This is a genomic window from Paractinoplanes bogorensis (assembly GCF_018829635.1).
Classification (GTDB): domain Bacteria; phylum Actinomycetota; class Actinomycetes; order Mycobacteriales; family Micromonosporaceae; genus Actinoplanes; species Actinoplanes bogorensis.
The window spans coordinates 118,864-135,611 of sequence record NZ_JAHKKG010000019.1 but is presented as its reverse complement, the minus strand read 5'-3'; the positions used below and the strand labels follow the sequence as shown (position 1 = coordinate 135,611).

At 70.9% G+C, this 16,748-nt stretch carries 16 protein-coding genes; 8 read left to right on the top strand and 8 right to left on the bottom strand.

The window, feature by feature from the left end; all coding sequences use genetic code 11:
- Nucleotides 1-55: 55 nt before the first annotated feature.
- On the bottom strand, nucleotides 56-1,099 hold the full coding sequence (locus KOI35_RS43470; protein WP_215795611.1) for a LuxR C-terminal-related transcriptional regulator: 1,044 nt from the start codon (nucleotides 1,097-1,099) through the stop codon (nucleotides 56-58).
- Between the two features lie 26 nt (nucleotides 1,100-1,125).
- On the opposite strand from KOI35_RS43470, the gene KOI35_RS43465 reads away from it, so the two are divergent.
- The 5 genes from KOI35_RS43465 (at nucleotide 1,126) to KOI35_RS43445 (ending at nucleotide 7,524) form a co-directional block, all read left to right on the top strand.
- Nucleotides 1,126-1,527 carry an arginase family protein gene (locus KOI35_RS43465; protein WP_246614734.1) on the top strand — a complete coding sequence of 134 codons (402 nt, stop codon included), beginning with the start codon at nucleotides 1,126-1,128 and terminating at the stop codon, nucleotides 1,525-1,527.
- A gap of 85 nt (nucleotides 1,528-1,612) precedes the next feature.
- A complete protein-coding gene (locus KOI35_RS43460; RefSeq protein ID WP_215795610.1) occupies nucleotides 1,613-4,543 on the top strand; it encodes a M36 family metallopeptidase in 2,931 nt (976 codons plus the stop codon).
- A gap of 215 nt (nucleotides 4,544-4,758) precedes the next feature.
- A complete protein-coding gene (locus KOI35_RS43455; RefSeq protein WP_308121420.1) occupies nucleotides 4,759-5,439 on the top strand; it encodes a GTP pyrophosphokinase in 681 nt (226 codons plus the stop codon).
- Between the two features lie 56 nt (nucleotides 5,440-5,495).
- Complete coding sequence (locus tag KOI35_RS43450) at nucleotides 5,496-6,539, top strand: LPXTG cell wall anchor domain-containing protein (RefSeq protein ID WP_215795609.1); 1,044 nt, start codon at nucleotides 5,496-5,498, stop codon at nucleotides 6,537-6,539.
- Nucleotides 6,532-7,524, top strand: coding sequence for an LPXTG cell wall anchor domain-containing protein (locus tag KOI35_RS43445; RefSeq protein ID WP_215795608.1), 993 nt, complete (start codon nucleotides 6,532-6,534; stop codon nucleotides 7,522-7,524). The genes KOI35_RS43450 and KOI35_RS43445 overlap by 8 nt, the downstream gene beginning before the upstream one ends.
- Here KOI35_RS43445 and KOI35_RS49425 read toward each other — a convergent pair.
- From KOI35_RS49425 to KOI35_RS43430, 4 genes are all read right to left on the bottom strand, one after another.
- Nucleotides 7,496-7,954 carry a DUF8617 domain-containing protein gene (locus tag KOI35_RS49425; RefSeq protein ID WP_498371309.1) on the bottom strand — a complete coding sequence of 153 codons (459 nt, stop codon included), beginning with the start codon at nucleotides 7,952-7,954 and terminating at the stop codon, nucleotides 7,496-7,498. The two genes, KOI35_RS43445 and KOI35_RS49425, sit on opposite strands and share 29 nt — an antisense overlap.
- A gap of 75 nt (nucleotides 7,955-8,029) precedes the next feature.
- Nucleotides 8,030-8,569 (bottom strand): hypothetical protein, encoded by a 540-nt coding sequence (locus tag KOI35_RS43440; RefSeq protein ID WP_215795607.1) that lies wholly within the window; start codon nucleotides 8,567-8,569, stop codon nucleotides 8,030-8,032.
- Nucleotides 8,570-8,723: 154 nt separating this feature from the next.
- Nucleotides 8,724-9,944: an MFS transporter gene (locus KOI35_RS43435; RefSeq protein ID WP_215795606.1), complete on the bottom strand. Its 1,221-nt coding sequence runs from the start codon at nucleotides 9,942-9,944 to the stop codon at nucleotides 8,724-8,726.
- Nucleotides 9,945-10,001: 57 nt separating this feature from the next.
- Nucleotides 10,002-10,991 (bottom strand): saccharopine dehydrogenase family protein, encoded by a 990-nt coding sequence (locus KOI35_RS43430; RefSeq protein WP_215795605.1) that lies wholly within the window; start codon nucleotides 10,989-10,991, stop codon nucleotides 10,002-10,004.
- An 87-nt stretch (nucleotides 10,992-11,078) separates the two neighbouring features.
- On the opposite strand from KOI35_RS43430, the gene KOI35_RS43425 reads away from it, so the two are divergent.
- Nucleotides 11,079-11,612, top strand: a complete 534-nt coding sequence (locus tag KOI35_RS43425; RefSeq protein WP_215795604.1) for a TetR/AcrR family transcriptional regulator — start codon at nucleotides 11,079-11,081, stop codon at nucleotides 11,610-11,612.
- Here the strand turns inward: KOI35_RS43425 and KOI35_RS43420 are convergent.
- Complete coding sequence (locus KOI35_RS43420) at nucleotides 11,605-11,865, bottom strand: type B 50S ribosomal protein L31 (protein WP_215795603.1); 261 nt, start codon at nucleotides 11,863-11,865, stop codon at nucleotides 11,605-11,607. The two genes, KOI35_RS43425 and KOI35_RS43420, sit on opposite strands and share 8 nt — an antisense overlap.
- A gap of 60 nt (nucleotides 11,866-11,925) precedes the next feature.
- Nucleotides 11,926-13,698: a GAF domain-containing SpoIIE family protein phosphatase gene (locus KOI35_RS43415; protein ID WP_215795602.1), complete on the bottom strand. Its 1,773-nt coding sequence runs from the start codon at nucleotides 13,696-13,698 to the stop codon at nucleotides 11,926-11,928.
- Between the two features lie 130 nt (nucleotides 13,699-13,828).
- Here KOI35_RS43415 and KOI35_RS43410 point away from each other — a divergent pair, with 130 nt between their 5' ends.
- Both KOI35_RS43410 and KOI35_RS43405 read left to right on the top strand, forming a co-directional pair.
- Nucleotides 13,829-14,602, top strand: coding sequence for a cyclase family protein (locus KOI35_RS43410; protein WP_215795601.1), 774 nt, complete (start codon nucleotides 13,829-13,831; stop codon nucleotides 14,600-14,602).
- A complete protein-coding gene (locus tag KOI35_RS43405; protein ID WP_215795600.1) occupies nucleotides 14,599-16,233 on the top strand; it encodes a thiamine pyrophosphate-binding protein in 1,635 nt (544 codons plus the stop codon). The genes KOI35_RS43410 and KOI35_RS43405 overlap by 4 nt, the downstream gene beginning before the upstream one ends.
- Here KOI35_RS43405 and KOI35_RS43400 read toward each other — a convergent pair.
- Nucleotides 16,230-16,733, bottom strand: coding sequence for an HAD domain-containing protein (locus KOI35_RS43400; protein ID WP_215795599.1), 504 nt, complete (start codon nucleotides 16,731-16,733; stop codon nucleotides 16,230-16,232). The genes KOI35_RS43405 and KOI35_RS43400 overlap by 4 nt on opposite strands.
- Between the last annotated feature and the right edge of the window lie 15 nt (nucleotides 16,734-16,748).

Here is a 16,748-nt window from a genome sequence, read left to right as displayed (position 1 = left end):
CCCGGCTCCCGCTTCCCGGAAATCCGTTACACGGCACGCCGGTCGTTGCTTCTGATCACGGCCGCAGCGCGTGGGCCACCGCGGCGGTCCGGCTCGCGACGCCGAGCTTGCGATAGATGTTGGCCAGGTGCCGCTCGACGGTGTGCACGGCGATGCCGAGGCTACGGCCGATCTCGGCGTTCGAGTCTCCGGCCGCGAGCCGTTGCAGCACCTCCTGCTCGCGGCGGGTCAGAACCGGCCCGCTCGAGGACACCCGGCCCACCCGGCCGGTCGTCACGAAGCCGGTGACCAGCCCGAGGTCGGCCGCCACATCCTCCAGGAACAGGGTCGGGGTGGTGCCGGGCAATTCGACCAGACGTGCGTCGCGCAGGGCGCCGGTCAGGCGCCGGAAGATCTCGACGGGGATCTGCTGGGAACTCTGGCGGTGCAGGACCAGGGTCTGCGCGCGTACGCGGGAAAGGTCCTCCGTCACATCGATCCTGCTCGCGGCCTCGAACCAGGCGTGGGCGATCGCGGGCGTGGTGGCGGTCCGGAAAGCCTCGGCCGTCCATCGCCCGGAGGCGGCGCCGTCCCAGCCCAGCCAGGCGGTCGCGGCGGCGTCGGCGAACAGCGACCAGTCCTGATCGACCAGCGACAGCAGGGCCTGGGTCTGCGCGGGCAGCATGGCCTCCCGCATCCGGGGCGCACCACCGAAGAGGACCATCCGCCCGACCCGCGCCGGCTCGCGGGCCGCGAAGGCGATCGCCGTGGCGACCGAATGGTAGTAGCCGAGCAGGTTGGCGCGCTCGATGCCCGCGTCGCCGAGGACCGCGATCAGGTCGAGCAGATGCGCCTCGACGCCGAGATCGGTGAGGTCGATGTCGCGGTCGGACGCACCGGTCCCCCGCCCGTCGTAGAGAACCACGGTGAGGTCGCGGGCCAGTCCCTCGTACGCGGTCCGCATCGCCGGAATCCGCCACTGCGCGACGATATTGCTGAGCGACGGCATCCACACCAGCACCGGTGCGCGCCATCGCCCCGGCCCCGGGCCGAAGACCTGGTAGCCGATCCGCACGCCGTCGGCGGTCCGCGCGAAGCGCACCTCGGGCATGTTCTCCATCCCGCCAGTATTCCCGGCCCCTCCACTTGAAGATCGCCGACGGCTTGCGGGCGCTGGCCGCCGCGCTCGGTGCCGGGATGCGCGAACACCCCGGGCGACGTCCGCTGATCGTCGGCGGGGACTGCAGCCTGCTGCTGGGCGTGTTCGCACACGTGCGCGGGGTTCGTGCGGCGGCCGTGGGTGGGTCGCAGCCGATGTGGCTGCATGCCGATGTCGACGTGCTTGATCCGGGTGTGCTGCCTGCGGTGACCTATCGGCAGGGCGGCGGTCCGGATTTCGCGCAGCTCGCGGCCCTGCTCGAGCCGCTCGTGGTGTCGCCGCGGCTGGTGGGAGTGAGCGTGGCCGACTTCCGGCCCGACCTCGATCCGGACGGGGTCCACGCACGCCGGCTGGTCGGGCTGATCGAGAACTGCATCACGCACTTATAGATGTATTTAGATGTTTGGACTATTTGATGCAGGTCCGGCGTGCGGTCGGATGGTCTTGGTATAAGCCATCCACAAAGGAGGTACCGTGCGCACTCCACCCCGTGCGTTGGCGGGCACCGCCGCCGGGCTGTTAGCGGCCGCCATCGTTCTCACCGCCTCATCCGGCGGTAACGCGGCGCCCTCGAGCCCGGCCCAGGCGCACGCCGAAGCCGCGAAGGTGCAAGGCGACGACCACCACGACGATCTCGTCGACAACCGTAAGGGACGCCTCGCCCCGACCAGCGGGCAACGGGCCGCGGCGGCGGGCGCGGAGGCCCGCTGGAACGCGCTCGGCACGCCGGCCGCGTTGACGGCGGGCGCCGACCCGCTCGAAGCCGGACTCGCTGCTGATCCGGTGGCGGCGGCCCGGGCGTACGTGGGAAAGAATCTGGATGTTCTCGGCCTGACCAGCCGGGGCGCGGAGGCACTGGAGCTGCTGACCACGTCGAAGCTCGGACAGGGCGCCGTCGTGATCTTCCGGCAGAAGTTCGGTGACCTCGTCGCCGGGCGCGACGGCCTGCTGAACGTGGCCGTGCGCGACGGCAAGGTGTGGTTCGTCAGCTCGTCGCTGTCGCGGGACGCGGGTGCGCCCGAGCCGGCCACGCTGAGCGCCGCCCAGGCCGCGACCATCGCGGCCGACGAGGCCGGAGTGAGCGGGGCCAAGGTGCTCGCCACCAAGCTGGTCGCGGTGCCGACCGCCGACGAGGGGGCGCGGGCGGCCTACCAGGTCACCTTCGGGGCCGACCTCAACGGGACCGACCCGGAGGCGTACACGAGCTACGTCGACGCGCGGGACGGCGGGGTGCTCGTCCGCGAGAACATCGTCGACCACAGCGAGGACGACCCGTCGTGGGACGTGTTCCCGGCCTCGCCGCCGCTCGACTACTCGAACTCGGACGACCGCCTGACCTGGTGCTGGGGTCAGCTGCGGGGCTGTGACGAGGTCGTGGCGACCAGCGCGTCGAAGCTGCCGTGGGACGTCGACCCGGCCACCGGCGAGCCGACCTACACGACGCGCGGCAACAACACGATCGCCGTGCAGAACTGGAACTCCAACGACGCGTTCAGTGTGGGCACCGAATTCGCCACGCCGAAGCCGAACCGGGCCTACGACTACAAGTGGACCAACCAGTGGCACCGGGAGCAGTGCTCGCCGGACGTGTTCACCTCGCCGCAGAAGAACGACATCGACGCGGCCCGGTCGAACCTGTTCGGGATGCACAACCGCATGCACGACTGGTCGTACCACCTGGGCTTCACCGAGGCGACCTGGAACATGCAGGACGACAACGGCACCGCGGGTGGCCTGGGCAACGACCACGAGCAGGGCAACGCGCAGGCCGGCGGGATCAGTGGCGGCCCGCCGAACTTCGAGGCCCGCAACAACGCCAACCAGATCACCCCGCCCGACGGGCAGGCGCCGATCACCAACATGTACCTGTGGCAGCCGATCGCGGCCGGGTTCTACGGCGCCTGTGTCGACGGTGACTACGACATGTCGGTGATCGGTCACGAGTACACCCACGCCATCACCAACCGCATGATCGCCGGTCCGGACGGCGGGCTGAGCTCGCCCCAGGGCATGAGCGAGAGCTGGTCCGACCTGCTGGCGATGGAGTACCTCAACGAGTACGGGTACGCGCCCAAGGGCCAGAAGGCGTACACGATCGGTCAGTACGTGACGACCGACCCCGTCGCCGGCATCCGTAACTTCAACATGAGCGACAGCCCGCTGAACTACTCGAGCGTCGACTACGACTTCGTCGGCCTTCAGGTGCACGCGTCGGGTGAGCTGTGGAGCGCCACCAACTTCGACATCCGGCAGGCGTTCATCAAGCGCTACGGCGCCGGTTCGGCCGCGGTGAACAAGGCGTGCGCCAACGGCAAGCGGGCCGCGACCGAGTGCCCGGGCAACCGGCGCTGGGTGCAGCTCGTGTTCGACTCGTTCCTGCTGCTCGCCAACAGCGCGAACAGCCAGGTCGACGCCCGGGACGCGCTGATCGCGGCCGACCAGGTGCGTTTCGGCGGCGCGAACCAGGACATCATCTGGAACGCGTTCGCCAAGCGGGGTCTGGGTGAGGGCGCGGTCAGCGTCGGTGCGGGCGATGCCAACCCGACCCCGAGCTTCAGTTCCCCGTACGCCTCGGAGACCTCGGTCACATTCCGTCCGGTCGACGAGAACGGGGCGCCGGTGCCCAACGCCAAGCTGTACGTCGGTGACTACCAGGCGCGTGCCGTGGCGATCGCCGACACCGACCCGGCGACCGCCCTGCCCGACACGTTCCCGCTGGTCGCGGGCTCGTACGGGTTCATCGCGGCGGCGCCCGGCTACGGCCACGCCCGGGTGAAGGAGACCTCCTTCAAGTCGGGCCAGAGCCGCACGCTGACCGTCAAGATGCCGCACAACCTCGCCTCGGGCGCCGCCGGTGCGGTGGCCACGGGCGACGGCGTCAACCTGCCCAGGATCACGGACGACGACGAGGCCACCAACTGGGCCTCGCTCGGCAGCGCGGTGGCGGGCAAGCAGGTGACGGTCGACCTGGCCGGAGGGGCCCAGACCGTACGCCGGGTTCAGGTCAGCGCCCAGCTGCGGCCCCCGGTGACCGGGGACGTGGACGCCGGCACCCAGAACCGGTACACGGCGCTGCGGCAGTTCAAGGTGCTCGCGTGCACCGCGACGGCCACGGTGACCTGCGCGAACGCGTCGGAGTTCACGACCGTGTTCACCAGCAAGGCGGACGCGTTCCCGTCGGTCGCGCCCCGTCCCCGGGTCAAGGACCTGGTCGTGAAGTCGTTCGACATCAAGCCGACGACGGCCACGCACCTGCGTCTCGAGGTCGTGAACACCCAGTGCACGGGTGGGCCGGACTTCGCCGGTGAGCAGGACGCCGACCCGCGGGCGGCCACGGACTGTGCCACGGCCAGCCCGCAGGCGCTCAACGTGCGGGTGGCGGAGTTCCAGGCCTACGGGCGTTAGTTCCTTTTTCCCGTACGACCGGGGCCGCGCGCTCCGGTCGTACGGGAGCGGGATCTTTTCCCGTACGAGTGGGGCGCGCGCTCCGCCCGTACGGGGAAACGGTCTTGATCTGATGGGGGTGGGACCCAGGTCGGGCCCACTTCGGCGTCTCGGGGATGATGGTGGCAGGGTGCGCCTACGGTAGGTGCGGACGCCGCGCTCAGGAGACGGGAACAGTGACGACCGAGGACGCCGATCGCGAGATCACGCGTTGGGCGGCTGGGCACCCGCTACCCGAGCCGTTCCGCGACATGAGCGAGGAATTGTCGCACTTCCTGCTCGTCTACAAGTTCGGATTGGCCGAGATCGGCACCAAGATCAGCATCCTGACCGAGGAGCTGACCCACCGCGGCCGGCACAACCCGATCGAGCACGTCAGCCCGCGTCTCAAGACGACGTCGAGCATCACCGCCAAGGCCCGGCGGATCAACTGCCCGATGGCCTTCGACGCGCTGCGGGCCCGGATCCGTGACATCGCCGGCATCCGGATCGTGTGCAGCTTCGTCTCCGACGTCTACACGGTGGCCGACATGCTGACCCGGCAGCCGGACATCACCCTGATCCAGACCAAGGACTACATCGCCGCGCCCAAGGCCAACGGCTATCGCAGCCTGCACCTGATCGTGGAGATCCCGGTCTTCCTGAGCGAGCAGGTGGTGTCGGTGCCGGTCGAGGTGCAGCTGCGCACGGCCGCGATGGACTTCTGGGCCAGCCTCGAACACAAGATCCACTACAAGTACGACCCGGCGGTGCCCGGCGCGCTGCGGGAGGAGCTCGCGGCGGCGGCCGAGGACGCGGCCCGCCTCGATCGCCGGATGGAGCTCCTGCATCGGCAGATCCACGGGCCGCGACACTGACGTTTTGTCCCCTTTGCCGGGCGGACTTTCCGTCCCCGAGGGAGTACGTTCCGCCCATGGTTTCCCACCGCCGCGTCGTCGCGGTTCTCGCCCTGGTGCTGGGCCTTCTCGGGCTGTCGGCCGGGCCCGCGCTGGCCAAGGCCCCGGTCGACCTGAGCGCCTCGTTCAACGTGGTGCCGTGGCAGGTGGCGGCCGGATACACCGCCGACTACTACTTCCAGGCGCAGACGTTGAGCGGCCCGGTGGACACCTCGGCCGTGCGGGTCGAGCTGGAACTGCCCGAGGGCGTCTCGTTCGTGTCCCTCGTCGACAACAACAGCGGTCCCTGCGACCCCGACGGCCAGACCGTCACGTGCACGGTGACTCTGACGGGTAGCCCCGCGACCTGGGGCTGGCAGGCAAAAGTACGGTTCGCCGACGACCTCGCGACGGGCACCAGGCTGACGTTCCGGTTGACGGTCAGCGGCGCCGGCGAGGAGTCCAACCCGGAGAACAACACGGCCGAATACACGAGCACCGTGGTCGGCGCGGCCGAGATGGGCCTGAGCGCGATCGAGCCGACCGGCACGATCCAGCCCGACGACCCGCTGATCTTCACGCTGATCGTGCACAACAACGGACCGGCCGAGATCCCCGAGTTCGGGCTGTCGGTGAAATTCCTCGGCATCCAATACGTCGGCACCAAGGTCGAGGCCGACGGCGCCGTCTGCCGCGAGGAGATCGAGGCGGTCAACTGCCAGATCGACCATCCGCTGGCGGCAGGCGCGCAATACCGGCTCAAATACACCGTGCCGGGCTGGCCCAACGACTCGCGCTACCCGGGCGGCATCACCCGCATCGAGGCCACGACAACCGACTACCCCGACCGCACGGTCATCAACGCCGCGAACGACAAGGTGGCGTTCGACGTCGACTTCGCCAAGGTCCCGGCGTCACCCTCCCCCACAGCCACCACACCGCCGGCCACGCCGGGCAGCGGCGGCGGCGGAAGCCTGCCGATCACCGGGTCGTCCGCGCTGCCGTTGGCAGGCGCCGGGCTGGCGTTCCTGCTGGCCGGGGCGGGCGCGCTGATCATCGGGCGGCGCCGGGCCCGTGCCTGACGTTCGCCGGCGGGTCATCGTCGTTCTCGCCCTCACGGCAGGTCTGCTCGGGCTGAGTGCCGCGCCCGCACTGGCGGCTGCTGATTTCGCGGCCTCGTTCAACGCGGCACCCGAACTGGTGGCCGCCGGCTACACCGGAACCTACGAGTTCCAGGGCCGGGCGGTCGGGGCTCCGGTGGACAACTCAGCCGTACGGGTGGAGTTCGCCCTGCCTGAGGGAGTGACCTTCGTGTCGGCGGGCACGAACGACGCCGGGCCGTGCGAGGCCGCCGGGCCGACGGTGAACTGCTCGGTCGATCTGCCGGACACCTTCACGAACTGGACCTACCGGGTCACCGTCCGGTTTGCCGACGACCTGGCGCCGGGCACCCGGTTGCCGTTCCGATTGACGGTCGGCGGCGCCCCGGCCTCCTTCACGAGCACGGTGGTGACCCCGGCCGACCTGGCCGTCACCGCGATCACGCCGGACGAGCCGATCGTCCCCGAAGAGCCACTGATCTTCACGCTGATCGTGCGCAACAACGGTCCGGCGGCGGTCCCCGCGTTCGGGGTGTCGACAAAGTTCGTCGGCATCCAATACCTGGGCACCAAGGTGGAGGCCGACCGCGCCCGCTGCTCCGAGCAGATCGAGTCGGTCTACTGCCGGGTCGACCACTCGCTGGCGGCGGGCGCGGAATACCGGCTCGCATTCACCGTGCCGGCCTGGCCCAACGACACCCGATTCGGCCTCCCGACCTGGGTCGAGGCCACCCTGGCGGACTACCCCGACCAGACGAAGGTCGACGCCACCAACGACAAGGTCCGATTCGACGTCGACTTCCTCCGCCCGTCGGCGTCGCCGTCGACCGCCACCCCACCGCCCGCAGCCGGCGGCAGCCTTCCCATCACCGGATCGTCGACGCTGCCCGTCGCCGCCGCCGGGTTGGCGCTGCTGCTGGCCGGGGCCGGCGCGCTGATCACAGGACGGCGCCGAGCACGACCCTGACCTTCAGCGCACGTCGTCGACCAGGGCGCCGAGCTCGGATCCGGGGGCCGCCCAGTGGGACCGCAGCGACACGCCGTCGAACGTGGCGCCAAGCGGCTCCCACGCCCACCGTGCCGTGGCCAGTCACCGCGCGCCTCGGAGCCATCGTCACTGCCGCGAGTCGCGACCTTCCACGGTCGGCGCGTCGTCGCTGGACTCGCGTGGGGCGATAGCACCGCGGCGGCTCGCCCATGCCGTGCCAGAAGATCCAGAACCGTCCGCATGTCGGGCACAGAAACGCCGACCTGGACGCCAGATAAATCTCCTCGACATCCACGATGCCCTCGTACCGATCGTATTCGACGTCTGACAACACCTTGTATTCGAGCTCGTTCGGAATGTTGCCGCTCGTCTGGATCACTGTCGTGCAGACGCATCGGAACTTCGCCATCACGGCATCACCTCGGTCGGCTCCGCGCCAACAATGGTGGCGCAGCAGGTGGTCATGAGCCGGCGGTCAGCTCTGTCATCGCCCGGCGGTACACCATCGACTCCGCCCCGGCCTCCTCGCGCAGTTCGTCGACGAACTCAGGAGAAAACCCTCGGTCGCGTCGTCTACGAGATCGGCCAGATCAGCCTGACCATGGAGTTCGAAGGCCGACCAGGTCCGACGGCCGATGGGTGGTCGTACAGCCGTCCGATCCATCTCCAACGCGACCCGCAGGGCCGACCCGGCAACGGCGGCGACCCGTTGCCGGTCATCCAGGGAATCGTCGAGGAGCACAGCGATGACGTCGATCGCGGTCGCCGCAACGCTCGCGCCCGGCCGGTTCGATGCCTGGATACGTTGCCTGGTGAGCGGCAGTTCCGATCGGAGGGCCCGGGCCAGATCGTCCGGCTGTGTCATACCGTCCAGCTCACGCCATTTCAGCTCGACGCCCTGACCGGGGTCAAAGGTATCGGTGACGTAGGGCCGGTCCAGCCGACCGAGGAAGATGTCGATCCCGGACGTCACCCGGGTCGCGAACACCACAGCAAGGGCGAGGTCCCGGGTGGAAGTCGGCACGCCATTCACCCTGATCGACCGCCTTCCCGCCCGCACTCAGGCTCGCGCGGACAGGCGCCCGCCCCGGGGCCCTGTCCTCAGCCATTATCGCGAACTTGGCGGGTCTTGGCGGGCGGGTGACCCGCGGCCTGTGGACAACGGCGAACCGGGGCAGCTATGTGGGGACGCTTGTCAGGTCGTCATCGGGGACAGGGCCGGGGGTGGTGGGCAGGCGGCGGGACAGGGTGAAGGCGGCCACTGCGGCCACGGCCAGCAGGCCCAGGACCACGATCATCGCGTTGCGCAGGCCGTAGTGCTCGCCCAGGAAACCCAGGGCCGGCGGGCCGACCAGGAAAGCGACGTAGCCGGCCGTCGCCACCAGGGACACCCGCGCGGTCGGGTCGGGGCCCGAGTCGGCGGCAGCGGAAAGGGCGACCGGGAAGCCCAAGGACGCGCCGAGGCCCCACAGCAGGACGGCGGCGCCGGCCACGAAGGCGTTGTCGACGAAGACGACCAGCACCAAGCCGACGCCGCCGATGACGGCGCTGGCGCCCAGCACCGTGGCGCGGCCGAAGCGGGTCAGGAACCAGCCGCCGCCGAAGCGGCCGATCGTCATGGCGGCGGAGAAGGCCACGTAGACGAGTGAGCCCAGGGCGGCGTCCAAGCCGTGGCCGTCGACCATGATGAGCGGGAGCCAGTCGTTGGCGGCGCCCTCGGCCAGGGCCATCGCCAGCACCACCACGCCGATCAGCAGGAGGATCTGGTCGCGCCACAAAGGCGTACGGGAAGAAGGGGTTGCGGTTTTGACCGTGGCCGGAACCGAGCGGCCGTTGCCGGGCGGGATGATGCGGATCGCCAGCAGCGCGACGGGGACGCTGAGCAGGCCGACCAGCACGAGGTGCCACGGGACGGGGAAACGGGCGGCCGTCAGGGCCATGCCGATGACCGCGCCGGCGACCGTGCCGAGGCTGAAGAAGCCGTGCATGGTCGGGAGCACCGCGCGGCCGATGAGGCGTTCGACGTCGGCGCCCTCGACGTTCATGGCCACCTCGCCGCAGCCCATGCCCAGGCCGAACAGGAACAGGCCGGCCGTGACCAGCCACGGCGAGTGCAGGCCGGCGCCGACGCCGACCACGGGCATGCTGGCGACCGTGGTGAGGATGCCGGCGGCCACGACCGGGCGGGTGCCGATGCGGGCCACGAAGCGGCCCGAGCTGAGGATGCCGATCATCGAGCCGGCGGACAGCCCGAACAGCACCAGGCCCATCTCGGCGGTGGACGCGCCGAGCAGGTCGCGGATGTCGGGCGTGCGGGTCACCCACGACGAGATGGCCAGGCCGGGCAGGAAGAACAGGGCGAACAGGGCGTTGCGACGGCGCGCGGTGGTGCGTTCCAAGGATCCCCTCCAACTGTGTACGAACGTACACATAGAAGGAGGGGCAGCGGAAGTGAGCTACAGCACGAAGGTCCCGCCGGCCGCCACCGCCAGGTCAGGCCCCAGGGCGGCCGCTGGGGTGTAAGCGCCGGGTTTGCCCTCGCCGTCGTGCAATCGGACGGCCGCCTCAGCCAGGACGGCGGCGGTGAAGTCCATGCCGTCGCCGGCGCGCAGCCAGCCCTCGCGGGTGGTGCCGTCGGGCCACTCGACGACCGCGTGTCCCCATGAATACGGGCGTGGGCGCGGGGTGTCCTTGATGGCGATGGCGGCCATGCGCGCCTGGGCGAACCGGCGCACGGGCGGGATCGCGAGCAGGCGGGCGGCCGCGGGCAGCAGCGCCCGTACGACCGGGGAGCCGGGCGCGAGGGCCGAGGTGACGGTGACGTCGGGGGCGTTCGAGGCGGCCCGGGCCGCGAGCAGCTCGCCGGACGGGACCTCGGCCGAGCGGATCGACGTGCCGTCCGGCAGAGCCAGCGTGCGGGCACCGGCGCCCAGGCGCGATGAGACCAAGCGGCCGGACGAGAAGCGACGGCCACCGGAGGTGAGCACGTCGAGCGTGGTGGCGGCCAGGGCTTGCCCGAAGACGCCGGCCGCCATGCCGACCGAGGCCAGCGCGTCCACGCGTACGCGGGAAGGGGTTGGCCTGTCCTCACAAAGCTTGACCACGACGGACTCGGTGGCCAGCACCCCGAACCCGGCCCCCGTCACGAAAGTGCTGCCGGCGGCGGCCGCCTCGTCGTGTGCGGCCAGCATCCGCGGCACCGCGACCAGGTCGTTGGCCACGTCGAGATAGTGACCGCCGTGCGGCAGACCGGCCCGGGCGATGGTCAGCGCGGTCGCCGCGTAGTCGCCGATCGTGTTGACCACGACCTCGGGCCGCTGCCGTCCGATCTCGGTGACGATCTCGGTCTCGCGGCCGATCAGCACCGGCTCGATGCCCTGCTCCCGCAGTCGCGTCGCGACGGCTCGCCCGATGCGTCCGCGTGCGCCGAGGATCCAGATGGACATGGGACCTCCCCAGGTGATGACTCAGTGTGTCATCACTCAAGCTAGCACGTCATGACACCCTGAGACGTCACTTGCTATGGTGATCACATGGCGCGCTGGGATCCGGGGGCCGAGCAGCGGTTGCGCGAGGCCGCGCTCGAGTTGTTCCGCGAGCACGGCTACGACGCGGTCACCGTCACCCAGATCGCCGAGCGCGCGGGGCTGACCCGGCGCTCGTTCTTCCGCTACTTCCCGGACAAGCGCGAGGTGTTCTTCGCCGGGTCGGATCGCCTGCCCGCGGCCCTCGCCGAGGCGGTACGCGCGAGCGGCGGTGACGTGTTCGCGGCGGTGGCCCGGGTCGGCGAGCAGATGGTCGAGCTGCTCGACCGGCCGGCCGAGCGCCGGGCGATCATCGACGGCAGCGCCGAGCTGCAGGAGCGGGAGCGCACAAAAATGGCCGCCGTGACGGCGGCCATGGAAGAAGCTTTAGGAGGCGATCCCGTACGGGCTCATCTGCTGGCCCAGATCGGGACGGTCACCTTTCAGAACGCGTACGGGCGGTGGCTGGCCTCGGGTGGGGAGATGTCCTTCCCCGAGGCCGTCCGTGCGGTCACCGCCGCGATCCGCGAGTCGGTCAGCTAGAAGGCGACGCGAACTTGGCGTACTTGGCGCGGAACTTCTCGATCCGGCCCGCGGTGTCGAGCACGCGCGTGCGGCCGGTCCAGAACGGGTGGCTCGCCGCCGAGATCTGGACGTCGATCACCGGATAGGTCTTACCGTCCGACCACTCGACGGTCTTGTCGCTGTTCTCCGTCGACCGGGTGAGGAACGCGTAGTCGGCGTTGCGGTCACGGTAGACGACGGTGTGGTAGTCGGGGTGGATGCCGTTCTTCATGTCTCTGTCCCCCTTCAGGAGATCCGCCTGCACAACCTCCACCGGGGCACGGATATTTCCTCAGGGACCGGGCGTACGCAGTGCGAGCAGCGCCACATCGTCCTCGTGGTCGTCGCCGGCCAGACGGCGGTAGACCTCGTCGAGCAGATCGGGCAGCGGGACGCCGGCCAGGCCGCTCAGAACCCGCCGCAGCTGGAGTTTGCGCTCGTCGAGGTCGTCGTGGCGCGTCTCGATCAGTCCGTCGGTGAACATCAGGACGGTCGACCCGGGCGACAGCACACTGGTGTGGTTGGTGCGGGGTGTGTGCCGGTGATAGCCGAGCAGCGTGTCCCGGCCGGTGAGCGTGGTGACCGTGCCGTCGGCCTCGAGCAGCAGCGGCGCCGGGTGGCCCGCGTTGGCCCACTGCAGCCGGTGCCCGCCGCCCTCTTCGGAACGGACGTAGGCCAGGACCGCCGTCGTAGGGGTCCGGTCGCCGAGCTCGTGCATGGCGTTGTCGAGACGGCGCAACAGGGCGGACGGCGGCTCGTGCCGGTCCACGACGTAGGCCCGCAACATGCTGCGGAGCTGGCCCATGTGCGCCGCGGCCCGCATGTCGTGGCCGGTCACGTCGCCGACGACCAGGGCCAGCTCGCCCGGGTCGACCGCCACCGCGTCGTACCAGTCACCGCCGACGTACTCGCCCCGGGCGGCCGGCTCGTAGCGCGCGGCCAGCTCGAACGGCGCCGCCTCGGGCAGGTCGGTGAGCATGGACTGCTGGAGCAGCTCGGCGACCTGTTCGCGGGAGTAGAGGTAGTCGGCGCGCCGGATCGCCTGGCCGACGTAGCCGGCCAGGGCCGCGAGCACCGCCCGCTCGACGTCGTCGAGGGTGAACGGCTCCTTCCAGGCGAAGGTCAGCGCGCCGATCGGACCGTGCGGGCCGGGCAACGGGACACTCGCGGCGGACTGCCAGCCCATCTCGCGGAAGGTCGCGAGCGCGTCGGGCGCCCGCTCGGCCACCGCGGCCAGATCGCGCAGCAGCACCGGAGCCCCGGTCGCCACGGCCAGAGCCGACGGGGTGCGGGCCGTGCCCCGATAGCGTTCCCAGCGGGCCGCCACCGGTGCCGGCAGGTCGGCGCCCGACCGCAGACTGATGTGGCCGGCCTCGACCAGCGACACACCCACGTAGTCGGGGTCGAGGGTGCCGGTGACCAGCTCCCGCACCGCGGCCGAGACGTCCGCGACGGTCACCGTACGGGCCAGGGCGACGCTGGCGCGCAGCAGCACCTGGCTGCGGTCGAGGTTGGCGTCGGCCACCCGCTCACGGGCCCGCGCGCTGTCTTCGCCGCGGTGGGCGAGCCGGGTCGCGATGCGCAGCCGCAACGAGTCCGAGCAGGCGGCGGCCAGATCGGCGAGCAGGGCCAGCTCGGCCTCGGTCCACTCGCGGGGCGCGGTGTCGATGGCGCACAGGGAACCGAGCACGAAACCGTCGGCGTCGGTCAGCGGCATCCCGGCATAACCGACCACGGACAGGTCGGTGATGGCCAGGTTGCCCGCCACCCGCGGGTCGGTGCGGGCATCGCTGATCACCAGAGGGGCCGCCGTCGTGACGACATGCTGGCAGAACGAGTGTGAGAGCGGGGTCTGCCGCCGGCCGAACCACGGCTCGCCGAGCCCGAACGCGCCCGGGAAGACCTGCCGCTCGTCGTCGACCAGGGACACCAGGGCGACCGGCACGCGCAGCACCGTGCGGACGATCTGGGTGAACCGGTCGAAGGCCGGGTCGGGCGAGGCCCCGAGGCCGGTCCGCAGGAGGGCGTCCAGGCGCTCCGGGTCGTCGAGGCGGCGGTAGGTCATGCCCGACAAAATACTTGGCCTATGTAAAGGTTCCGGCACTCCCCTACCCGGCCGAACAGCCGCTCCCGGATGTGTGCCCGCACACCGTAGGCTGCGGGCGACGTGGCGGTGATCACAGGGTGGAGTGGTGATGAGCGTTCTGCAGGAGCTCGTGGGGGCGATCCGGACCGGCTCGATCGAGGTGGTGGACCTCACCGCGCCGCTGTCCAGCGAAACGCCGATCCTCAAGCTGCCGCCGCCGTTCGTCGACACCATCCCGTTCGGTCTCGAGGAGATCAGCCGCTACGACGACCGCGGGCCCGCCTGGTACTGGAACAACATCCACACAGGTGAGCACACCGGCACCCACCTGGACGCGCCCGTGCACTGGGTGACCGCCCGCGACGGCGAGGACGTCTCGCAGATCGCCCCGCTCAAGCTGGTCGCCCCGGCCGCGGTGGTCGACGTGTCCGGGCGCGTCGCGGCCGACCCCGACTTCCTGCTCGAGATCGCCGACATCCGCGCCTGGGAGTCGGAGCACGGGCCGCTGCCGGCGGGCGGGTGGCTTCTTGTCCGTACGGGCTGGGACGCCCGCTCGAACGATCAGGCCGGCTATCTCAACGCGAACGAAACCGGCCCGCACACGCCCGGCATCTCGCCCGAGTGCGCCAAGTGGCTGGCCGAGGAGGCCCCGGTGATCGGGGTCGGCGTGGAAACGGTCGGCACCGACGCGGGCCAGGCCTTCGGGTTCGACCCGGCGTTCCCCTGCCACTCGTACGTGCTCGGCGCCGGCAAATACGGCCTGACCCAGCTGCAGAACCTGGCCTCGCTCCCGCCGGCCGGGGCGGTGGTGATCGCGGCCCCGCTGCCGATCGTCGGCGGATCCGGCAGCCCGACCCGCGTGCTGGCCCTGGTCGAGAGATGACCACCGTCGCCGACGTGGTCGGTGCCACGCTGGCCCGGCTCGGCGCCCGGCATGTGTTCGGGGTGGTCGGCAGCGGCAACTTCCACGTCACCAACGCGCTGGTGGAGCACGGCGCCCGCTACGTGGCGACACGGCACGAGGCCGGGGCGGCGACCGCGGCCGACGCGTACGCCCGGATCAGCGGCCGGGTCGGCGTGGTCACCGTGCATCAGGGCTGCGGGCTGACCAACGCGATGACCGGGATCGCCGAGGCCGCCAAGAGCCGCACACCGCTGCTGGTGCTGGCGGCCGAGCCGGCGGCCACCGCGCTGCGCTCGAACTTCCGCGTCGACCAGGAGGCGCTGGCCCGCGCGGTGGGAGCGTCCAGCGATCGGGTGCACGGGGCGGCCACGGCGGTTTCCGACACCGTACGGGCATGGCGGCTGGCCGCGGGCGAACGGCGCACGGTCGTGCTGAACCTGCCGCTCGACGTGCAGGCGTCCCCGGCCGACCGGACCGAACCGATGGCCGCGGTCGCGGTGGAACGCCCCCAGGCCAACGACGACGCCGTGGTGGCGCTGGCCGCCCTGCTCGCCGCGGCCGAACGACCGGTCTTCATCGCCGGGCGGGGTGCGGTCGGCGCCCAGGACAAACTGGCCTCCCTGGCGTCGTCGTGCGGGGCGCTGCTGGCGACGTCGGCCGCGGCCAAAGGACTGTTCGCGGGCAACTCGTGGAACCTCGACGTGTCCGGCGGGTTCGCCACTCCCCTGGCGGCGTCGCTGATCGAGGACGCGGACGTCGTGGTCGGGTGGGGCGCCTCGCTGAACATGTGGACGACCCGGCACGGCGCGCTGGTCGGGTCGTCGGCCACGGTGGTGCAGGTCGACCTCGACCCGGCCGCGCTGGGCGCCCACCACCGCGTCGACCTGGGCGTGGTCGGAGACGTCGGAAGCACGGCCCGGGCCGTACGGGCGGCGCTGCCGGAGCCGAACCTCGGGTACCGGACTCCGGGCGTACGGGAAAAGCTTGTTTATCAAGGCCGGTGGCGCGACGTCTCGTACGACGACGACGGGGACACCACCCACATCGACCCGCGCACGTTCAGCATCGCCCTCGACGACCTGCTCCCCCGGGAACGGCTGATCGCGGTCGACTCGGGCAACTTCATGGGCTACCCGTCGATGTTCCTGACCGTTCCGGATCACCGGGGCTTCTGCTTCACGCAGGCGTTCCAGTCGGTCGGGCTGGGACTGGCGTCGGCGCTGGGGGCGGCACTGGCCATGCCGGACCGGGTGCCGGTGGCGGCCTGCGGCGACGGCGGGTTCCTGATGAGCATCGCCGAGCTGGAAACCGTGCGGCGCCTGGGCGTGGGCATGCTGATCGTGGTCTACAACGACGAGGCGTACGGGGCCGAGGTCCACCATTTCGGGCCGCACGGCCATCCCCTGTCGACGGTCCAGTTCCCGCCGACCGACCTGGCGTCGATCGCCCGCGGCTACGGCTGCTCGGCGGTGACGGTGCGGCAGCCGTCCGACCTGGCGCCGGTCGCGGCGTGGCTGGCCGGTCCCCGCGCGGAGCCGATGGTGGTGGACGCGAAGGTCGCCCCCGGCAAGCCGTCGTGGTGGTTGGAGGAGGCGTTCCGCGGCCACTAGCGGACGCTGGTCCGTCGAGTCTCGAGCCACCGGCGGACGGTGGCGAAGTCAGCGTCGCTCAGCCCGGCGAACGGATCGACGCGGTGCAGCAGCGCCGCGCCCTGATAGTGGTCTCGCACCCACTGCCAGTCGGTGTCGGTGATCTCGTCGTCGAGCCAGATGAAGGGGCGCTCGGCCGCCCAACGGGTGAGGTGGCTCGTCTTCCAGTGCAGGCCGCCCCTGGGCTCGTCATCGTCGTCCGGGAAGTCCACGATCGGCAGTGCGGGCAGGCCGAGCCGGGGCGCGATCACCTCGTTGGCGTCGGCCATCCACGTCGTGGCCCAGACCAGCTGACATCCCAGGTCGATCAGGCGGCGCCCGTCCGCCGGGTCCAGCCGGTCGACCAGCGGATTGTCCGAGAGGTCGGAGTGTGGACGCGCCACCGCGCGCGCACGAAACGGGATCAGCGGACCGTCAACGTCAAGGAACAGCAGCGGCTGATCACTGCGGCCGTCGATCATCGTCGCAACCTACTA